The following is a 17,868-nucleotide window of genomic DNA, read 5'->3' as shown; positions in this document are numbered from 1 at the left end:
CCGGTCAGGAGGCCTTCTTCGACCGCTTGCGCGGCTTGGCCTCCTTCTCGGGCTCCGCCTCCTCGGCCTCCTTCTTGCCGCCGCGCGCGGCGCGCGATCGCTCGACGCTCGCCCGCAGCGCCTCCATGAGGTCGATGACCTCGCCACCCTTCTCCTCCTCGGCGCCGAAGGTCGCCTCGGTGTCGACTGCGTCGCCCTTCTCGAGCTTCGCCTCGATGAGGGTGCGGAGCTCCTTCTGGTACTCGTCGACGTACTCCTCCGGGTCGAAGTCGGACGAGTAGCTCTCCACGAGGCTCTCGGCGAGCTCGAGCTCCTTCTCGCTGACCTTGATCGGGTCCTCGAGGGCGGGGAACGACGCCTGCCGCACCTCGTCGGCCCACAGCAGCGTCTGCAGCATGAGCACCCCGTCGCGCACGCGCAGCGCCGCGAGCCGCGTCTTCTGCCGCAGCGAGAAGCGCACGATCGCCGTCCGGTCCGTCCGCTCGAGGGTCTCGCGCAGGAGGCCGTACGACTTGGGCGACGCCGAGTCGGGCTCGAGGTAGTACGCGCGGTCGAACGTGATCGGGTCGACCTGCTCGGTGGGCACGAACTCGACCACCTCGATCTCGCGGCTGCGCTCGGAGGGAAGCGACTTCAGGTCGTCGTCGGTGAGCACGACCGTGCGCTCGCCGTCGTCGAACGCCTTGTCGATGTCGCGGTACGCGACGACCTCGCCGCACACCTCGCACTTGCGCTGGTACCGGATGCGGCCGCCATCCGCCGCGTGGACCTGGTGGAGCGACACGTCGTGGTCCTCCGTGGCCGCGTAGACCTTGACCGGCACGTTGACGAGGCCGAACGTCAGCGCGCCCTTCCAGATCGATCTCATGGCACCAGTGAAGCGCTCCCACGCCCCGGCCGCCAGGGGTTGACGCGGATCGGCCCCGCGCGCATAGCCTGAACCATGCCCGTGCCCCAGCAGCAGACCGTCGAGGTCGCCGGGCGCCGCCTGCGGGTGTCGCACCTCGAGCGCGTCATGTATCCCGAGACGGGCACGACGAAGGCCGACGTGATCGCGTACTACACGCGCATCGCGCCGCTGCTCCTGCCGCACGTCGCCGGGCGACCCGTGACGCGCAAGCGATGGGTCGAGGGCGTCGGGACGACGGAGGCGCCCGAGGAGGCGTTCTTCGCGAAGGCGCTCGAGCCGGGCGCGCCGTCCTGGGTGCCGCGCCAGGCCATCCAGCACAGCTCGGGGCCGAAGGACTACCCCCTCGTCGACGAGGTCGCGACACTCGTCTACCTCGCGCAGGTCGCGAGCCTCGAGCTCCACGTGCCGCAGTGGCGGTTCGCGCCGGATGGATCGCCGGGGCCGGCGGACCGGCTCGTGCTCGACCTCGACCCCGGACCCGGTGCGGGGCTCGCGGAGTGCGCCGAGGTCGCGCGGCTCGCGCGCGGGATCCTGCAGGGGATGGGACTCGAGCCCCAGCCGGTCACGAGCGGCAGCAAGGGCATCCACCTCTACGCCGCGCTCCCCCGCCCGCTCCCCTCCGACGACGCGTCCGCGCTGGCCCGCGAGCTCGCGCGCGCACTCGAGGCGGACCATCCCGACCTCGCGGTCAGCGCGATGCGCAAGGACCTGCGCGCGGGCCGCGTGTTCGTCGACTGGAGCCAGAACCACGGCAAGAAGACGACCGTCGCGCCCTACTCGCTGCGCGGACGCGCGCGGCCCTGGGTCGCCGCGCCGCGCACGTGGGACGAGCTCGACGACCCCGACCTGCGGCACCTCGAGCTCGACGAGGTGCTCGCGCGCGCCGATGCGATCGGCGACCCGCTCGCCGGGATCGACCCGCCCGCGGCCGCGACCGGCCCTCTCGGCTCCTACATCGCCAAGCGCACGGCGGGGCGCACTCCGGAGCCGGTCCCCGAGACGCCCCATCCCGAGCCCGACGACGGGGATCTCCCGCGCTTCGTCGTGCACGAGCACCACGCGAGCCGGCTCCACTGGGACCTCCGACTCGAGCGCGCCGGCGTCCTCGCCTGCTGGGCCGTGCCGAAGGGCATTCCCGACACCCCCGACCGCAACCGCCTCGCGGTGCAGACCGAGGACCATCCGCTCGCGTACATCGACTTCCACGGCACGATCCCGAAGGGAGAGTACGGCGCCGGCACGATGACCATCTGGGACGAAGGCACGTACGAGACGGAGAAGTGGCGCGACGACGAGGTCATCGTGACGCTCCGCGGACGCGAGGACGGCCCGCTCCACGAGGTGCGGATCGCGCTCATCCGCACCCAGGGATCCGGCGAGAAGTCGTCGTGGCTCCTCCACCGCACGAAGCGGCAGCCGGGGGCGGCCGCGGAGCCCGCGCGCGACGAGGCGCCGCCCGCGCGGCCGGCGCCCATGCTCGCGGTGCACGGCACGCCGGGGCTCGCCCGGACGCTCTCGTCGCCGCCGTGGGTCGAGTTCAAGTGGGACGGCGTGCGTGCGCTGGGCGAGTGGCGCTCGGGCGCCCTGCGGCTCTTCGCGCGCTCGGGCGCCGAGATCACGCAGCGCTACCCCGAGCTGTCGGGAGCGGCCCGGACGCACCTCGACGCGTGGGACGCGCTCGTCGACGGCGAGATCGTCGCGCTCGACGAGCAGGGTCGGCCGAGCTTCTCGCTCCTTCAGAACCGCATGCACCTCGAGCGCGCCGACGACGTCGCCCGCGAGAGCACGCGGGCGCCCGTGCTCCTGTACCTCTTCGACATCCTGCGGCTCGACGGCCGCGACCTCACGCCACTGCCGCTGGAGGAGCGCCGGCACCTGCTCGAGGAGACGGCGGCGACGGCCGGTCCGTCGGTGATCGTGCCGCCGGTCTTCGACGACGTCGACATCGCCCTCGACGTCGCGCGCGAGCACGCCCTCGAGGGCATCGTCGCGAAGCGGCGCGCGTCGCCCTACCGGCCAGGCACGCGCAGCGAGGACTGGCTCAAGGTCAAGCTCACGCACACGCAGGAGGTCGTCATCGGCGGGTTCCGGCGCGGCAGGGGCGGCAGGGCCGGTTCGTTCGCCTCGCTCCTCCTCGGCGTGCCCGATGCGGATGGCCTGAGGTACGTCGGCAGGGTCGGCACGGGCTTCTCCGATCGGGAGCTGCGGCGCCTGCGCGACCTGCTCGCCCCGCTCGAGACCCGGGAGTGTCCGCTGCGGGACGTCCCCCGTGAGGACACCGGCGACGCCACCTGGGTGGAGCCCCGGCTCGTGGGCGAGGTCGAGTTCGCGGAGTGGACGCGCAGCGGCAGCCTCCGGCAGGCACGCTGGCGCGGGCTCCGCCCCGACAAGGCCCCTGACGACGTCCGCACGGAGGCGTGACGCGACGGGTGTCGAGGAACCGCTATCGTGGGCGCTTGTGTGCCAGCGAGAGGAGCAACACGATGGCAGCACTCCATGACGCCCTGACGCCCGTATTCGACGAGGTGATCCGGCGCAATCCCGGCGAAGCCGAGTTCCACCAGGCGGTCCGAGAGGTTCTCGAGAGCCTCGGACCCGTGCTCGGCAAACGGCCCGAGTACGCGGACGCCGAGATCATCCGCCGGCTGTGCGAGCCGGAACGCCAGATCATCTTCCGCGTGCCGTGGGTCGACGACGCCGGCCGCGTGCAGCTGAACCGCGGCTTCCGCGTCGAGTTCAACTCGGCGCTGGGCCCGTACAAGGGCGGAATCCGCTTCCATCCCTCGGTCTACCTCGGGATCGTCAAGTTCCTCGGCTTCGAGCAGATCTTCAAGAACGCGCTCACCGGCATGCCGATCGGCGGCGGCAAGGGCGGCTCGGACTTCGACCCCAAGGGCCGCTCAGACGCCGAGGTCATGCGCTTCTGCCAGTCGTTCATGACCGAGCTCTACCGTCACATCGGCGAGCACACCGACGTCCCCGCGGGCGACATCGGCGTGGGCGGCCGCGAGATCGGCTACCTCTTCGGCCAGTACAAGCGCATCACGAACCGCTACGAGTCGGGCGTCCTGACCGGCAAGGGCATCACCTGGGGCGGGTCGCAGGTCCGCACGGAGTCGACCGGCTACGGCACGGTCTTCTTCGTCAAGGAGGCGCTCGCGGCGCGCGGCATGGACCTCGAGGGCCGCCGTGTCGTCGTCTCGGGCTCGGGCAACGTCGCGATCTACGCAACCGAGAAGGCGCAGGCGCTCGGCGCGAAGGTCGTCGCCACGTCGGACTCGAGCGGCTACGTCGTCGACGAGGCCGGCATCGACCTCGACCTGCTCAAGGAGATCAAGAACGGCCACCGCGGCCGGGTCTCCGACTACGCCGCGCGCCGCGACAGCGCCCACTTCGTGGCAGGCGGATCGATCTGGGATGTGCCGTGCGACATCGCGCTGCCCTGCGCGACCCAGAACGAGCTCGACGCGGATGCCGCCGCGGCGCTCGTGCGGAACGGCTGCCTCATCGTGGCCGAGGGCGCGAACATGCCCACGACCCCCGAGGCGACGCGCGTGCTGCGCGAGGGCGGCGTCGTCTTCGCCCCCGGCAAGGCCGTGAACGCGGGCGGTGTCGCGACGAGCGCCCTCGAGATGCAGCAGAACGCCTCACGCGACTCGTGGTCGTTCGAGCACACCGAGCAGCGCCTGTCCGAGATCATGAGCTCGATCCACGCGCGGTGCCTCGAGACCGCCGACGAGTACGGGGCTCCCGGCGACTACGTCGCGGGCGCGAACATCGCGGGCTTCACGCACGTCGCCGACGCGATGCTCGCTCTCGGCGTCATCTGAGCGTCAGGCACCGGCCCCGGCGGTATCGCTCGTGGGCCGGTGCCCGTGCTCGCCGCCGATGCCGAAGTAGTGGCGGAAGCTGTAGATGGTCGGCTCCCAGAGCCGTGGATCGATGTGATCCGTGCCGGGCGCGACGATCCGCGGGTCCGCGTGCACGGCCTGCACCTCCGCCTCCACGATCGCGTAGTCGCCGAGGCCGTCGGTGATCCGCGCGACGCGCGCCTCCAGCTGCAGGGCGCACTCCTCGACGCGCGGCGGCGCGACATGCTGCGCGGCCTGCGGGGTCAGGCCGGCGGCGGCGAACTTGTCGGCGACGTGACGGTAGCGGGCGGCCTTCGCGGGCGGCACGTCGACGCGCCCCGTCGTGTCCGCGATCGCCTCGACGGCGTTCCAGAGCCCGGGCGGCGGGAAGTTCACGGTCAGCTCAGGGCGCTCGCGCACGTTCCGCTGCGTCTGGCCGTCGTTCTCGAGCCCCAGCACGAGCATCCACCCGAGCGCCCAGTACGACGACGCGGGCGCCAGGTTCGGCGTGCCGTCGGGGTTGACCGTGCCGATCAGCATCACGGGCGTCCCCACGTAGAGGACGGACGGGCGGATGTCGAGATGACGGACGGTCGTCATGGAGCTCCTCGGGTGGTGCGGGTGGGAGTAGCGTCGATCCCGTGTTCGAGCGTATCGAGGCGGACGGACCGGCATGGCCCGTGTGACGCGGCTGAAGCGCGTCTATGACGCGGCGGAGGCGGACGACGGATGGCGCGTGCTCGTGGACCGGCTGTGGCCCCGCGGCGTCTCCCGCGAGCGCGCGGCGCTCGACGCGTGGGCCAAGGACGTCGCGCCCAGCCCCGAGCTGCGCACGGCGTGGCACCGCGACCCCGCCCGATTCGAGGAGTTCGCGCAGCGCTACCGCGACGAGCTCGACGCGAATCCGGCCGTGGACGAGCTGCGCGCCGCGCTCGCGGAGCACGCCGTCGTGACCCTCGTCTACGGAGCACGCGACCCCGAGCACAACCACGCCGTCGTCCTGCGCGACCATCTGGAGGAGCATCCGTGACCCGACGCCTCGAAGACCTGCTCGGCATCGACCACCCCGTCGTCCTCGCGCCGTTCGGCGGCGTCTCATCCGTGGCGCTCACCGCTGCGGTGAGCGACGCGGGCGGGCTCGGCTCGTACGGGCTGTACGGCTACGCACCCGACCGGATCCGCGACACGATCGCTGCTCTGCGTGCGGCGACGGCGCGCCCGGTCGCGGTGAACTTGTGGCTGCCGCGCGGCGACGAGGTCGCGCCCGACGACGTCGATCTCACGGCGGCGGTCGCCGCCGTGAGCGGATTCTTCGACGAGCTCGGGATCGAGATCCCCGAGAAGCCGTCGTCGTTCCTCCCTCCCTTCGAGGACCAGCTCGACGCGGTCGTGGATGCCCGCCCCGATGTGCTGAGCGTCGTCTTCGGGGTCCCGTCGCCCGCGCACGTCGAGCGCCTGCGCGCCGCGGGCATCCGGATCTTCGGCACCGCGACGACCGTCGAGGAAGCGCGCGCCCTCGCCGACGGCGGTGTCGACGCGGTCGTCGCGACGGGCGCCGAGGCGGGCGGCCACCGGGTGTCGTGGCTGCGGCCGCCCGAGGAGTCCCTCGTGGGCGGGCTCGCCCTCATCCCCCAGGTCGTCGACACGGTCGACGTGCCCGTCGTCGCGGCGGGCGGCATCGTCGATCGTCGCGGCGTGGCCGCCGCGCGCGCCCTCGGCGCCGACGGGGTCCAGGTCGGCACGGCCTTCCTCCGCACGTCGGTCTCGGCCGCGCCCGCGTCGCACCGCGCGGCGATCGCATCGGGAGCCGACACCGTGCTCACGCGCGCGATGAGCGGGCGCCTCGCCCGCGGCATCCCGAACCGCGCCGTGCGCGAGATCGAGCACGCGGGAGCGATCGCCCCCTTCCCGGCGCAGAACTGGCTCACCGGGCGCTTCCGGGCCGAGGCCGCTGTGCAGGACCGGGGCGACCTGCTGTCGCTGTGGGCGGGTCAGAGCGCGGGGCTCACCCGCCACGACGACGTCGCCGAGCTGTTCGCCGAGCTCGTCGCGGGCTGGAGCTGACGGTCAGGAGTGCGCGTCGTCGCGGTCGACGTGGCCCGACTGCTCCAGCTGGAACGTGGAGTGCGCGACGTCGAAGTGCTCGGCCAGGCACTCCTGCAGCCCGTTCAGGACCGCGCCGCTGCGCCCCTCGTCGATGACCGACTGCTCGACGACGACGTGCGCCGTGAAGACCGGCGCGCCGCGCGTGAGCTGCCACACATGGACGTCGTGCACATCCGCGACACCGGGGGCCGCGAGGATGTGCGCGCGGATGGCGGCGACGCTGGTCCCCGCCGGCGCCGACTCCGCGAGCACGCCGACGACCTCCCGCAGGAGCGAGATCGCGCGCGGCACGATGAGCACCGCGATCGCGAGCGACGCGATCGCGTCGGCGGGCATCCACCCGGTGAGAAGGATGACGACGGCGGCCACGATCACGAGCGCCGATCCGACGAGGTCGCCCAGCACCTCGAGGTACGCGCCGCGCACGTTCATGCTGTGCCGCTGCGCGGAGCTCAGCAGCCACAGCGACACCCCGTTCGCGACGAGACCCGCGAGGGCGACGATGAGCATCCATCCGCCGGTCACCTCGTGGGCGTCGGGCGAGAGGAGGCGCCGCACGCCCTCGATCGCGACCGTGACGCAGAGCACGATGAGGATGACGGCGTTCACGAGCGCCCCGAGCACCTCGGCGCGCTGATATCCGTACGTCCGCCGGTCGTCCGCGGGCCGCGCGGCCACCGCGCTCGCGATGAGCGCGACGACGAGGGCCACGGCGTCGGTGAGCATGTGCACGGCGTCGGCGAGCAGCGCGAGCGATCCCGTCATGATCGCTCCGATGACCTGCACGACGAACACCGCGCCCGTGAGGGTCAGCGAGATCGTCAGCAGCCGACGGCTGTCGGCGCCGCGGATGCCCGGTGCGTGGTCGTGCATGACTCCAGGCTAGGCGCGTCGGACGCCCGCTCGGGTGCTCTGCGCGCTGTCGGGAACGGGGATGATTCTCGTTACGTCAGAGCGACGCGAGAAGCGGCCCCAGCTGCGCGAACGCGCGGGCCCGGTGCGACGCCGCGTTCTTCTCGTCGGCCGTCCACTCCGCGACCGTGCGCTCGTCGGCGCCCTGGCCATTCGGCACGAACACGGGGTCGTACCCGAAGCCGCCCGCACCGCGCGGTTCGCGGGCGATGCGCCCGGGCCAGATGCCCTCGACGACGTGCTCGCCGCCGTCGGGGGTGACGAGGGCGATCACCGACGTGTAGTGCGCGCCACGGTGCGGGTCGGAGATGTCGGAGATCTGATCCAGCAGGAGCGCGAGGTTCGCCGCGTCGTCCTTCGCGTGCCCGGCCCAGTACGCCGAGAACACGCCGGGCGAGCCGCCCAGCACGTCGACGCACACGCCGGAGTCGTCGGCGAGCGCGGGGAGCCCCGTGTGGGCGGCCGCCGCGCGGGCCTTGATGAGCGCGTTCTCGGCGAAGGTCGTGCCGTCCTCGACCGGCTCGGGTCCGTCATAGGAGACGACCTCGAAGTCGGGTCGCGTGCTGGCGACGATGCCCTGGAACTCCACGACCTTGTGGGCGTTGTGCGTCGCGAGGACGATGCGCCGGCTCACGCCTCCTGCCCCAGGGCAGCGAGCTGGTGGCGGCGCAGCTCAGCGCACCCGTTCACGCCCAGCTCGAGAAGCGCGTCGAGCTCGCGCTTGTCGAACGGCGCGCCCTCGGCCGTGCCCTGCACTTCGACGAACAGACCGCGCCCGGTGACGACGACGTTCATGTCGGTCTCGGCGCGCGAGTCCTCGACGTACGGGAGGTCGAGCATGGGGACGCCGTCGATGATGCCGACCGAGACCGCCGCGACCGAGTCGAGCAGGACGCGCGATTTCTGCCCGACGAACCGCTTGTCGCGCCCCCACTCGATCGCGTCCGCGAGTGCGACGTACGCGCCCGTGATCGCGGCCGTCCGGGTGCCGCCGTCGGCCTGGAGCACGTCGCAGTCGATGACGATCGTGTTCTCGCCGAGCGCCTTCGTGTCGACCACGGCGCGCAGCGCGCGGCCGATGAGGCGCGAGATCTCGTGCGTGCGCCCGCCGATCTTGCCCTTCACGCTCTCGCGCTGGTTCCGCTCGTTCGTGGCGCGCGGGAGCATCGCGTACTCGGCGGTGACCCAGCCGCGCCCCTGGCCGGTGAGCCACCGGGGCACGCCGTTCGTGAAGGAGGCCGTGCACAGGACCTTGGTGTCCCCGAAGCTGATGAGCGCCGATCCCTCGGCCTGGCTGCTCCAGCCCCGCTCGATCGTGATGGGACGCAGCTGGTCGGGGGTGCGGCCGTCGGCGCGCTGGGTCATGGTGTCCTCTTCTCTCATCGGGGGAGGTCGATCGCGCCCGTGCGCACGAGGCGCACATCGCGCACCTCGCGGCCGAGCAGGCGGTTGGCGAGCGCCGTGAACGTCTCGGTGTCGGCTCCGGTCGCCTCGTAGGTGTGGACGGGCGTCGCCGACGGGTCGGCGAGGAGGTCGCCCGACACGAGCTGGCGGTAGACGTCCTTCGCGGTCTCGGAGTCGCTCGACACGAGCGAGACGCCGTCGCCCATGAGGTAGCTGATCGCGCCCTTGAGGAACGGGTAGTGCGTGCAGCCGAGCACGAGGGTGTCGACGCCCGCACGCCGCAGCGGCGCGAGGTACTCCTCGGCGGCCGCGAGCAGCTCGGGCGAATCGGTCACGCCGGCCTCCACGAACTCCACGAAGCGCGGGCAGGCGGCGGTGAACACCTCGACCCCGGGGTTCACGCCGAGCATGTCCTGATACGCGCCGGAGCCGATCGTCCCCTCCGTGCCGATCACGCCGATCCGGCCGTTGCGGGTCGCCGCGATGGCCGTGCGCACGGCCGGCCCGATGACCTCGACGACGGGCACGTCGTACCGCTCTCGGGCGTCGCGCAGCATCGCGGCGGACGCCGTGTTGCAGGCGATCACGAGCATCTTCACGCCCTGGTCGACGAGGGTGTCGAGCACCTCGAGCGCATAGCGGCGGACGTCGGCGATCGGCTTCGGCCCGTACGGCGAGTGCAGCGTGTCGCCGATGTACAGCATCGACTCGCGCGGCAGCTGGTCGCCGATCGCACGGGCCACCGTGAGGCCGCCGACGCCCGAGTCGAAGATCCCGATCGGCGCGTTGTTCACGATGTCCCAGCGTACCCGCCGGGCCGGAGCAGCTCGCGCACGCCGGTAGGCTGACCGCCATGAGCGCCTCCACGGCCCTGTTGACGGACCGCTACGAACTGACCATGCTCGACGCCGCGCTGCGCGACGGCACCGCCGACCGCCACTGCGTCTTCGAGCTCTTCGCCCGGCGCCTCTCCGGCGGGCGCCGCTTCGGCGTCGTGGCGGGCACGGGTCGCCTCCTCTCCCTCCTGCGCGAGTTCCGCTTCGGCGAGGACGAGCTGCGCTTCCTGCGGGACGAGCACGTCGTGAGCGCGGAGACCGTGCGGTACCTCGAGAGCTACCGCTTCGGCGGGACCGTCACGGGCTACCGCGAGGGCGAGCTCTACTTCCCCGGCTCCCCCATCCTCACGATCGAGGGCTCGTTCGCCGACGCCGTCATCCTCGAGACGCTCGCTCTGAGTGTGATGAATCACGACGCGGCCGTCGCGACGGCCGCTGCGCGGATGAGCATCGCCGCCGGCGACCGGCCCCTCGCCGAGATGGGCTCGCGCCGGGCGGCCGAGCAGTCGGCGGTCGCTGCCGCGCGCGCGGCCTACATCGCCGGCTTCGGCGCGACGAGCAACCTCGAGGCCGGCCGCCAGTGGGGCATCCCGACGATGGGCACCGCCGCGCACTCGTGGACGCTCCTTCACGACACCGAGGAGGACGCCTTCCGCTCGCAGATCGCGGCCCTCGGCAGCGGCACGACCCTGCTCGTCGACACCTACGACATCCGCCGCGGCGTGGAGCGCGCGGTCGCGGTCGCCGGCACCGGGCTCGGCGGCGTGCGGATCGACTCGGGCGACCTCCCGATCGTCGCCGCCGAGGTGCGCGCCCAGCTCGACGCACTCGGCGCCACCGAGACGCGGATCACCGTCACGAGCGATCTCGACGAGTACGCCATCGCCGCTCTCGCCGCGTCACCCGTCGACGCGTACGGCGTGGGCACCTCGGTCGTCACGGGGTCGGGCTATCCGACCGCGGGGATGGTCTACAAGCTCGTCGCGCGTCAGGACGCGTCGGGCGGATGGGTCGCGGTCGCGAAGAAGGCGGAGGGCAAGGGCTCCCAGGGCGGTCGGAAGCGGGCGTTCCGCCGCCTCGAGGACGACGTGGCGCGCGACGAGTACGTCGAGATCGCCGACGGGTTCGAGGAGCTGCCGACGGCGGCCGACGTCGAGGGCGGGCGCATGCTCCAGGTCACGCTCGTCGATCACGGCGCGTTCGACGCGGCACACGAGGGCCCCGAGGGCGTCCAGGCGGCGCGTGCGCATCACCTCGCCGTCCGGGAGGAGCTGCCCGTGCGCGCCCTCGCGCTCAGCAAGTCCGATCCCGCGATCCCCACGGTGTTCGCCGACGCCGGCGACCGCTGAGACGAGAAGAGCCGCCGGCCTCTGCGCCGGCGGCTCGTCTCACTTCTGCATGGACTCGTAGATCTCCTTGCACGTGGGGCACACGGGGAACTTCTCGGGGTCGCGCCCGGGAGTCCACTTCTTCCCGCACAGCGCGCGCACCGGCTTGCCGGTGATCGCCGACTCGAGGATCTTGTCCTTCTTGACGTAGTGCGAGAAGCGCTCGTGGTCTCCGGGCTCGATGGTCTCCTCGCGGAGGAGCTCCTCGAGCTCGCGGTCGAGGAGTGCCGTGCCGCCCTGGTCGGGACTGTCAAGCGGGGTGCTCATGACCTGCAGTCTAATCGCGCGGCGGATGCCCGTGGCGGGCTCCGGCGTCAGGTTGCGCCCGCGAACTCCATGATGCGGGTGCCGCGCACGTCGAACACGGCGGCGCCGATCCCGATGCCGATGAGGAGGACGGCGGCCCCGGAGCCGAGTCCCGTCCAGAGCACGGCGACCGACTCGACCTGGCGGTCCGCGATCGCGAGCCACGCGAGCCAGACGGTCGGCGCGCTCGCGGCGAGCGCGCCCAGCAGCACGAGGGCCTGCGACCAGGCGCCCGTCGAGTCGGTGCGCTGCGGCTGCTGGAACGGTCCGTCGCCGGGCCGCGCCACGGCGTACGGCGCGACGACCGACGCGATGCTCGAGAGCCCGAAGCCCGACAGGAGGAGCGCTGCGGTGACCCCGACGACCGGCAGCACGGCGTCGCCGCGTCCGCTCACGAGGATGGAGAGGGCGGTCGCGACCGCGAGGACGGGCACCGAGATGAGCACGACCGGCGCGAGCCGGCCGGCCCGGTCGGCGACGCCGCGCACGCCGCTCGCGATGTGGAGCCATACGGCGGAGGCGTCGTACGCGAGGTCGTTGTGCGGCAGCCAGCCGTAGAAGAGAGCCATGAGCGGCACCGGGACCAGCGCGGCGACCTCGATCGGGACGCCCGCGACGAGCAGCGGGATGACCGGCAGGATGCCGGCGACCGGGATGACGAGGAGATTCGCGAGGTAGCGGCTGTCGCGCAGGCCGTACACGAGGCTGCGCGCCGCGATCGCTCCGGTCGCCGTCCGAGGAAGCAGCGCGAACCATCCGAGTCCCGCACCTCCGCGGGCCACCACGGGATGCTCGATCGTCGTGAGGAGGCGGCGGACGAGCGCGACCCACGCGACCGCGAGCGCGGCGACGACGACGATCCCGATCGCGACGGCCAGGCCGACCGAGCCGCTGCCCGAGGCCTCGCCGGCAGGCAGCGCCGTCCCCGGCACGAGCGCCGCGATGAGCCCCGCGACGCGGCCGAGGGCCCGTGCGGCGCCGGGCGACCAGACCGCGGCGGAGGCGATCGTCGCCGGCACGCTCGCGACGACGAGCGCCACGACGAACACGCCCGCGGCGTCGGCTGGCCGTCCCTGTCCGCCGAGAGCGGCACGCAGCGCCATCACGACGCGCGCCACGAGCACGCACCCAAGGAGATGGAGGACTGCGCCCGCGATCGCGCTGCCGGCGGATGCGCCGAGCTGCGTCCAGACGATCGTCGCGACGACCTCGTAGACGAGCAGCAGCCACGTCGGCACGCTCACGAGCGACGCGAGGAGCAGGACGGCCGCCAGCGGGTCGGGCGCAGCGCCCAGCGTGCGGAACCGGCGCGGATCCAGCGGGTCGACGGTCGCCGTCAGCGCGGGAGCGATCGCGAAGGAGAGCACGAGCCCTGCCGCCGAGAGCACGAGCGCGGTCGCCGCGACGCCGTCGGGAAGCGACGGCAGCGCGAGCGCGCGCGAGGCCGTGACGGCGGTGCCGATGACGAGCGCGAGGAAGCCGATCGCCCGAGGGATCGTGCGCCCCGGCTCGCGGAATGCGCCGACGAGAAGCGCGGCCCTCAGTCGGAGAACGTGTGCAGCCACTCGAGCCCCTCCACCTCGCCGAGTCCGCCGGCGAGCTCGACGAAGCGCTGCTCGAGGGTGAGGTCGCCCTTGACCTCGTCGACCGTGCCCTCCTCGAGCACCTGTCCGGCGACGAGCACCGCCACGCGCGTGCACACCTTCTCGATGAGATCCATTCCGTGACTGGAGAGGAGCACGGTGCCCCCGCTCGCGACGTACGCGTCGAGGATCTCGAGCACCTTCGCCGCAGACGCCGGGTCGACGGCCTCGAAGGGCTCGTCGAGCACGAGGAGCTGCGGCGAGTGGATCATCGCGGCCGCGAGCATCACCTTCTTCGTCATGCCGGCCGAGTAGTCGGAGACCACGCGGCCGAGCGCGTCGCCGAGGTCGAGCGCGCCCGCGAGGTCGGCCGTGCGGTCCGCGACCACCCCGGGCTTCATTCCCCGGAGCATGCCCGTGTAGTACAGCAGCTGCCGGCCCGTGAGCCGATCGAACGTCCGCAGACGGTCGGGGAGCACGCCCATCCGCTTCTTCGCGTCGCGCGGGTGCGTGCGCAGATCGACGCCGCACACCCGGATCTCGCCGCGGTCGGGGCGCAGCAGGCCGGAGATCATCGACAGCGTCGTCGTCTTCCCCGCGCCGTTCGGCCCCAGGAGGCCGTAGTACATGCCTGCGGGGACCTCGAGGTCGATGCCGGCGACGGCATGCGTTCCGCCGTACGACTTGGACACGCCCTGGAGCGTCAGCGCAGGGCTCCCCGGCTCGGTTTCGCGGATCTCTGCCTCGGTCACCGCCCCACGGTATCAAGTCGCATCGGGAGCCCCCGGTCATCACGATCCGGTCACGACCTCCCGGAGGAGTCCTGGCAAAGTGCCGCCGATGGGGACCGCATTGTCGCTCATCCACAGCCTCTTCGCTACCCTGAAAGAGCCAGTTTGTCGTGAATCTTCGATGAACCCGGACTGAACCGATCAAGGGGAGTCACGCATGACCATCCAGACCGTCATCCTCGCCGCAGGCATGGGATCGCGCCTCGGCCGCGTCCTGCCCAAGTCCCTCACGGTTCTCAGCGACGGACGCTCGATCATGCAGCAGCAGCACGAGAACATCCGCGCGGCCTTCGGCGACGACGCCCGCATCACGACCGTGGTCGGCTACCGCGCGGAGGACATCGTCGAACTCTTCCCCGACGCGAACTACGTCTACAACGAGCGGTACGACCAGACCAACACCTCGAAGAGCCTCCTCCGTGCCCTCTCGGCGACCGGCCGCGGCGGCGTGCTCTGGATGAACGGCGATGTCGTCTTCGACCCGCGCATCCTCGACCGCGCGATCGGCAACATCCAGGCCGACCAGTCCTTCGTGACCGTCAACACCGCCAAGGTGAGCGACGAGGAGGTCAAGTACACGGTCACGCCCGAGGGCTGGATCGACGAGCTCTCGAAGACCGTCGTCGGCGGCATCGGCGAGGCCGTGGGCATCAACTACATCTCGCAGCGGGACAAGCGCGCCTTCATGCGCCAGCTGTCGCGCGTCGACGACCAGGACTACTTCGAGCGCGGCCTCGAACTCGCGATCGCCGAGGACGGGCTGCGCCTCCTCCCGATGGACGTGTCCGACCTGTACGCCGTCGAGGTGGACTTCGCCGAGGACCTCGAGCGGGCCAACGCGGCACTCCTCTGACCGCCGCCAGGAGGCGGCCGGGTAGCATCGGCGTGATGGCCGACAAGGTTCACCGCATCCACTCGCTTCCGGACGACGCGCCCTGGAGCGGCGGGCTTCCGCCCGTCGGCTCGGAGGAGCATCCGTTCGCGATCCGCGCGCTCGATCGGGTGCTCGGCGTGCAGCGTCCCCTCGTGCTCGCGCACCTGCGCTCCATCCGGCTGCGGCATCCGGAGGCGTCGCCCGCTCAGGTCGTGCGGATGCTCGAGCGCCGCTATCTCCTGGGTGTCACGTCGGGCGGGGCGGCCGTCGGGGCCGCCGCCGTCGTCCCGGGTGTCGGCACCGGCGTCACGCTCGCCCTGTCGGGCGTCGAGACGGTGGGATTCGTCGAGGCGACGGCCCTCTATGCCCAGTCGCTCGCCGAGCTGCACGGATTCGCCGTCGAGGATCCGAATCGCGCCCGCGCGCTCGTGCTCACCCTGATGATGGGCGAGGAGGGCGTCGATCTCGTGCGGCACCTCGCCGCGCAGGTCGTCGGCAAGGGCACGTCGCTGTCGGCGCACTGGGGCGACCTCATCACGAAGACGCTCCCCCGCGCGGCTCTCGCGCCGATCGTCGACCGTCTCAAGACCGCGTTCATCCACCAGTTCGCGGTGCGCGGGGGCGCGAGTGTCGTCGGCAAGGCGCTGCCGTTCGGCGTCGGCGCGGCCGTGGGCGGTGTCGGCAACCACCTCCTCGGTCGACGCGTCGTCGCCGCGTCGCGCAAGGCGTTCGGCCCGGCCCCGGAGCGGCTTCCGGACTGGCTCGCCCCCAAGCCGGGAGCGGAGCGGATCGAGAGCGTGGCCCTGCGAGGGATCCAGACGGCAGGCGCTTCGCTGCGCGCGGCGGCGGGCTCGATGGGCTCGGGCGTCGGAGCCGTCGGCCGCGGCGTCGAGCGACTCGGGCGCGATACGGTCGGACGTGCCCTGCCGCGCGGGCGGCGAGACGATGCGGATGGCGCGGGCACTCCGGCCGCGGACGTCGACACGAGCGACGAGCGCGACGTGAGAGACGAGCGTCCGTAGCCGACGCCGCGTGCACAGCCGTCGATAGGACGGCGTGCCCGCCTTCGGGTGTGGACAGCCCGCCGTCCCTCGCGCGTGCTCGTCCGAGGCCGCTCGTAGCGTCACGGCATGCTCACGCCGCTCCCCTCACGACGGTTCGATCCCCCGTATCGCGTGCCCTGGCGCGTAGACCGAGCGGACCCCGCCCATCCGCGCGTGCTCAATGCATCGCGCGAGCCGGCCGACTTCGTGCGGGCGTTCGTGCACGACGATGTGGCGCCGCCATCCAGCGAGCACTGGGGACTCGTGCTGCCGGAGGAGATCTGCGAGCTCTGCCTGTGCGAGCGCGCCCTCGCGTCGACGCTCGTGACGCTCGCCTGGTTCCGGCCCGGCGAAGACGATGAGTACCTGTGGCGGTTCTGTCTCTGACGCGCGCGGTCGGTCAGCCCCACGTTCGGGGCTGACGCCGGAACTCGTCACGGCGCGAGTATCCGTAGGGCCGCCGGCCCTGAGGCAGGTCTTCCGCGTCGAGGTCGACGAGGAGCTCTCCGACCTCCACTTCGAGCGCGACGGCGATCTGGAGCAGGGTGTAGAGCGTCGGGTTGCCCGCGCCCTTCTCGATCCGCTGCAGATGGGTGAGATCGAGGTCTGCGCACTCCGCCAGCTTCTTCGCGCTCAGGGTCGCCGCGTGTCGCAGCTGGGCGATGCGGCGCCCCACCTTCAACGACGCGTCGGAGTGCGGCTCTGGCATCCTTCCAGCTTGCTGACGGTGGCACGGAAAGCGTAGGTACTCATGCCCTGGCTTCTGCACTACCGCATATATACCTTGAACGACGCGGGCCGGGTGCCTCGTCCATAGGTCGAAGTCGTGCCCGCAGCAACCTAGGGACGAAACGAGGAAAGATGCCGCTCGCAGGTCTGACGCAGGTGATGCTCAAGCGGAGTGAATCTGCCTTCACTGCCCCTCCATATGTGTTCGCCAGAGCGAAGTACAGGACGAAGCATCTGACTCGACACGGCCGTCGAAGACATCGCGCCTGGCGTGTTGTCGTCGACGTGTTCATCTTGGCGCCATCCCGCCGCCATACGTCCGCATCCGCACCGGCGGGCGGCTGGCGGGCCGGGTTCAGTGTGCTGCTGTGGCGAGCTGCGGTTGCGGTTCGATGCGTGCGGGTGTGTCGGGGCCGTGGTCTTCGGGTTCGTGGTGGGCGATGTCGTCGGCGTCGAGGAGGGCTTGGGCGAGGTATTCGGGGGTTGTCCAGTAGTGGCGGAGCCATTCCTGGATGTCCTGTTCGATCTCGAGGTGCAGCCGCCGCTCCCGCTCCCGCTCCTCCTCCCGCTGGTGCTGTTCGCGTTCCCGCTGGCGCTGCTCGCGCTCGCGTTCGCGCTGGTGCTGTTCCTGCTCGCGCTCGCGTTCGCGCTGGCGGGCGCGGCGGCGCTGCTCAACCTGCTCGCGGTCGCGGTGGTGGCGGGCGAGGGCGTCGGTGATGAGCTGGTTCGGGGTCGCTTCCGCGCGGACCCGCGGGGGTGGCTTCTCGGTGTACGTGTATCCGGCGGGGCTGGTCCATTCCAGGACCCCGTCGCCGAGCTGCCGGACCTGCCAGGGCGTGTGGTGCTTGTCCTGGTGGCACCCCTCGCACAGACAGGCGAGATTGCCCACGTCCGTGACACCGCCCTGGGCGTACGGGATGGTGTGATCCAGATCCGCGGTGAGGGCGAGGTTGCGGCACCCGGGGGTGCGGCAGCGTTCGTCGCGGGCGAGGAGGTACCGCTTCTGCGCCGCGGTGGGGGTGTACCGGTCGACGGTGAGAGCTTGTCAAGTTGTGTGTGTAAGGAGTTGGGTCCTCGGGGTCAGAGGTAGGGCTCGATGCGCTCGGGGTAGACGAGGGCGAGTTGTTCGAGGGCC

The 17,868-nt window shown here is 71.9% G+C and carries 19 protein-coding genes; 8 read left to right on the top strand and 11 right to left on the bottom strand.

The features are described 5' to 3' along the window. Positions 1-4: 4 nt before the first annotated feature. A complete protein-coding gene (gene ku, locus PKE79_RS00095; protein ID WP_271171630.1) occupies positions 5-868 on the bottom strand; it encodes a non-homologous end joining protein Ku in 864 nt (287 codons plus the stop codon). 75 nt (positions 869-943) lie between these two features. Between ku and PKE79_RS00090 the strand changes: the two genes are divergently transcribed. Both PKE79_RS00090 and gdhA read left to right on the top strand, forming a co-directional pair. Then, positions 944-3,331, top strand: a complete 2,388-nt coding sequence (locus tag PKE79_RS00090) for an ATP-dependent DNA ligase (protein ID WP_271171629.1) — start codon at positions 944-946, stop codon at positions 3,329-3,331. Between the two features lie 62 nt (positions 3,332-3,393). Continuing rightward, complete coding sequence (gdhA, locus tag PKE79_RS00085) at positions 3,394-4,740, top strand: NADP-specific glutamate dehydrogenase (protein WP_271171628.1); 1,347 nt, start codon at positions 3,394-3,396, stop codon at positions 4,738-4,740. 3 nt (positions 4,741-4,743) lie between these two features. Here the strand turns inward: gdhA and PKE79_RS00080 are convergent, their stop codons facing one another. Next, entirely contained in the window at positions 4,744-5,361 is a 618-nt protein-coding gene (locus PKE79_RS00080; protein WP_271171627.1) for a flavin reductase family protein, read from the bottom strand. A gap of 73 nt (positions 5,362-5,434) precedes the next feature. Here PKE79_RS00080 and PKE79_RS00075 point away from each other — a divergent pair, with 73 nt between their 5' ends. Together PKE79_RS00075 and PKE79_RS00070 are read left to right on the top strand one after the other, a co-directional pair. Next, positions 5,435-5,791 (top strand): DUF488 domain-containing protein, encoded by a 357-nt coding sequence (locus PKE79_RS00075; protein WP_271171626.1) that lies wholly within the window; start codon positions 5,435-5,437, stop codon positions 5,789-5,791. Then, a complete protein-coding gene (locus PKE79_RS00070; RefSeq protein WP_271171625.1) occupies positions 5,788-6,825 on the top strand; it encodes an NAD(P)H-dependent flavin oxidoreductase in 1,038 nt (345 codons plus the stop codon). Before PKE79_RS00075 ends, PKE79_RS00070 begins: the two co-directional genes overlap by 4 nt. A gap of 3 nt (positions 6,826-6,828) precedes the next feature. Here the strand turns inward: PKE79_RS00070 and PKE79_RS00065 are convergent, their stop codons facing one another. The 4 genes from PKE79_RS00065 to murI form a co-directional block, all read right to left on the bottom strand. Beyond that, positions 6,829-7,740, bottom strand: a complete 912-nt coding sequence (locus PKE79_RS00065) for a cation diffusion facilitator family transporter (protein WP_271171624.1) — start codon at positions 7,738-7,740, stop codon at positions 6,829-6,831. Positions 7,741-7,816: 76 nt separating this feature from the next. Continuing rightward, complete coding sequence (gene rdgB, locus PKE79_RS00060; RefSeq protein ID WP_271171623.1) at positions 7,817-8,413, bottom strand: RdgB/HAM1 family non-canonical purine NTP pyrophosphatase; 597 nt, start codon at positions 8,411-8,413, stop codon at positions 7,817-7,819. Further along, on the bottom strand, positions 8,410-9,144 hold the full coding sequence (gene rph / locus PKE79_RS00055) for a ribonuclease PH (RefSeq protein WP_271171622.1): 735 nt from the start codon (positions 9,142-9,144) through the stop codon (positions 8,410-8,412). Before rph ends, rdgB begins: the two co-directional genes overlap by 4 nt. 14 nt (positions 9,145-9,158) lie before the next feature. Next, on the bottom strand, positions 9,159-9,977 hold the full coding sequence (murI, locus tag PKE79_RS00050; RefSeq protein ID WP_271171621.1) for a glutamate racemase: 819 nt from the start codon (positions 9,975-9,977) through the stop codon (positions 9,159-9,161). A gap of 59 nt (positions 9,978-10,036) precedes the next feature. On the opposite strand from murI, the gene PKE79_RS00045 reads away from it, so the two are divergent. Then, entirely contained in the window at positions 10,037-11,368 is a 1,332-nt protein-coding gene (locus tag PKE79_RS00045) for a nicotinate phosphoribosyltransferase (RefSeq protein ID WP_271171620.1), read from the top strand. Between the two features lie 39 nt (positions 11,369-11,407). On the opposite strand, the gene PKE79_RS00040 is transcribed toward PKE79_RS00045, so the two are convergent. Genes PKE79_RS00040 through PKE79_RS00030 form a run of 3 tightly spaced genes read right to left on the bottom strand, consistent with a single transcriptional unit; the run spans position 11,408 to position 14,048 of the window. Continuing rightward, the gene (locus PKE79_RS00040) at positions 11,408-11,674 is read right to left on the bottom strand and encodes a DUF3039 domain-containing protein (RefSeq protein ID WP_271171619.1); all 267 of its coding nucleotides are present in this window, start codon (positions 11,672-11,674) and stop codon (positions 11,408-11,410) included. A gap of 47 nt (positions 11,675-11,721) precedes the next feature. Then, on the bottom strand, positions 11,722-13,278 hold the full coding sequence (locus tag PKE79_RS00035) for a hypothetical protein (protein ID WP_271171618.1): 1,557 nt from the start codon (positions 13,276-13,278) through the stop codon (positions 11,722-11,724). Next, complete coding sequence (locus PKE79_RS00030) at positions 13,254-14,048, bottom strand: ABC transporter ATP-binding protein (RefSeq protein WP_271171617.1); 795 nt, start codon at positions 14,046-14,048, stop codon at positions 13,254-13,256. Before PKE79_RS00030 ends, PKE79_RS00035 begins: the two co-directional genes overlap by 25 nt. A gap of 196 nt (positions 14,049-14,244) precedes the next feature. On the opposite strand from PKE79_RS00030, the gene PKE79_RS00025 reads away from it, so the two are divergent. The 3 genes from PKE79_RS00025 (at position 14,245) to PKE79_RS00015 (ending at position 16,391) form a co-directional block, all read left to right on the top strand. Continuing rightward, positions 14,245-14,940 carry a phosphocholine cytidylyltransferase family protein gene (locus PKE79_RS00025; RefSeq protein WP_271171616.1) on the top strand — a complete coding sequence of 232 codons (696 nt, stop codon included), beginning with the start codon at positions 14,245-14,247 and terminating at the stop codon, positions 14,938-14,940. 35 nt (positions 14,941-14,975) lie between these two features. Beyond that, positions 14,976-15,983 carry a hypothetical protein gene (locus PKE79_RS00020; RefSeq protein WP_271171615.1) on the top strand — a complete coding sequence of 336 codons (1,008 nt, stop codon included), beginning with the start codon at positions 14,976-14,978 and terminating at the stop codon, positions 15,981-15,983. 108 nt (positions 15,984-16,091) lie between these two features. Beyond that, positions 16,092-16,391, top strand: a complete 300-nt coding sequence (locus PKE79_RS00015; protein WP_271171614.1) for a hypothetical protein — start codon at positions 16,092-16,094, stop codon at positions 16,389-16,391. A 13-nt stretch (positions 16,392-16,404) separates the two neighbouring features. On the opposite strand, the gene PKE79_RS00010 is transcribed toward PKE79_RS00015, so the two are convergent. Together PKE79_RS00010 and PKE79_RS00005 are read right to left on the bottom strand one after the other, a co-directional pair. Next, on the bottom strand, positions 16,405-16,713 hold the full coding sequence (locus PKE79_RS00010; protein WP_271171613.1) for a helix-turn-helix domain-containing protein: 309 nt from the start codon (positions 16,711-16,713) through the stop codon (positions 16,405-16,407). Between the two features lie 375 nt (positions 16,714-17,088). Then, the gene (locus PKE79_RS00005) at positions 17,089-17,664 is read right to left on the bottom strand and encodes an HNH endonuclease (protein ID WP_374727768.1); all 576 of its coding nucleotides are present in this window, start codon (positions 17,662-17,664) and stop codon (positions 17,089-17,091) included. Positions 17,665-17,868 lie beyond the last annotated feature (204 nt).

Origin of the sequence: Microbacterium barkeri, assembly GCF_027921765.1 — a bacterium.
Classification (GTDB): Bacteria; Actinomycetota; Actinomycetes; order Actinomycetales; family Microbacteriaceae; genus Microbacterium; species Microbacterium barkeri.
The sequence above is the reverse complement of the archived record's forward strand: the minus strand, read 5'-3'. Positions and strand labels throughout refer to the sequence as shown.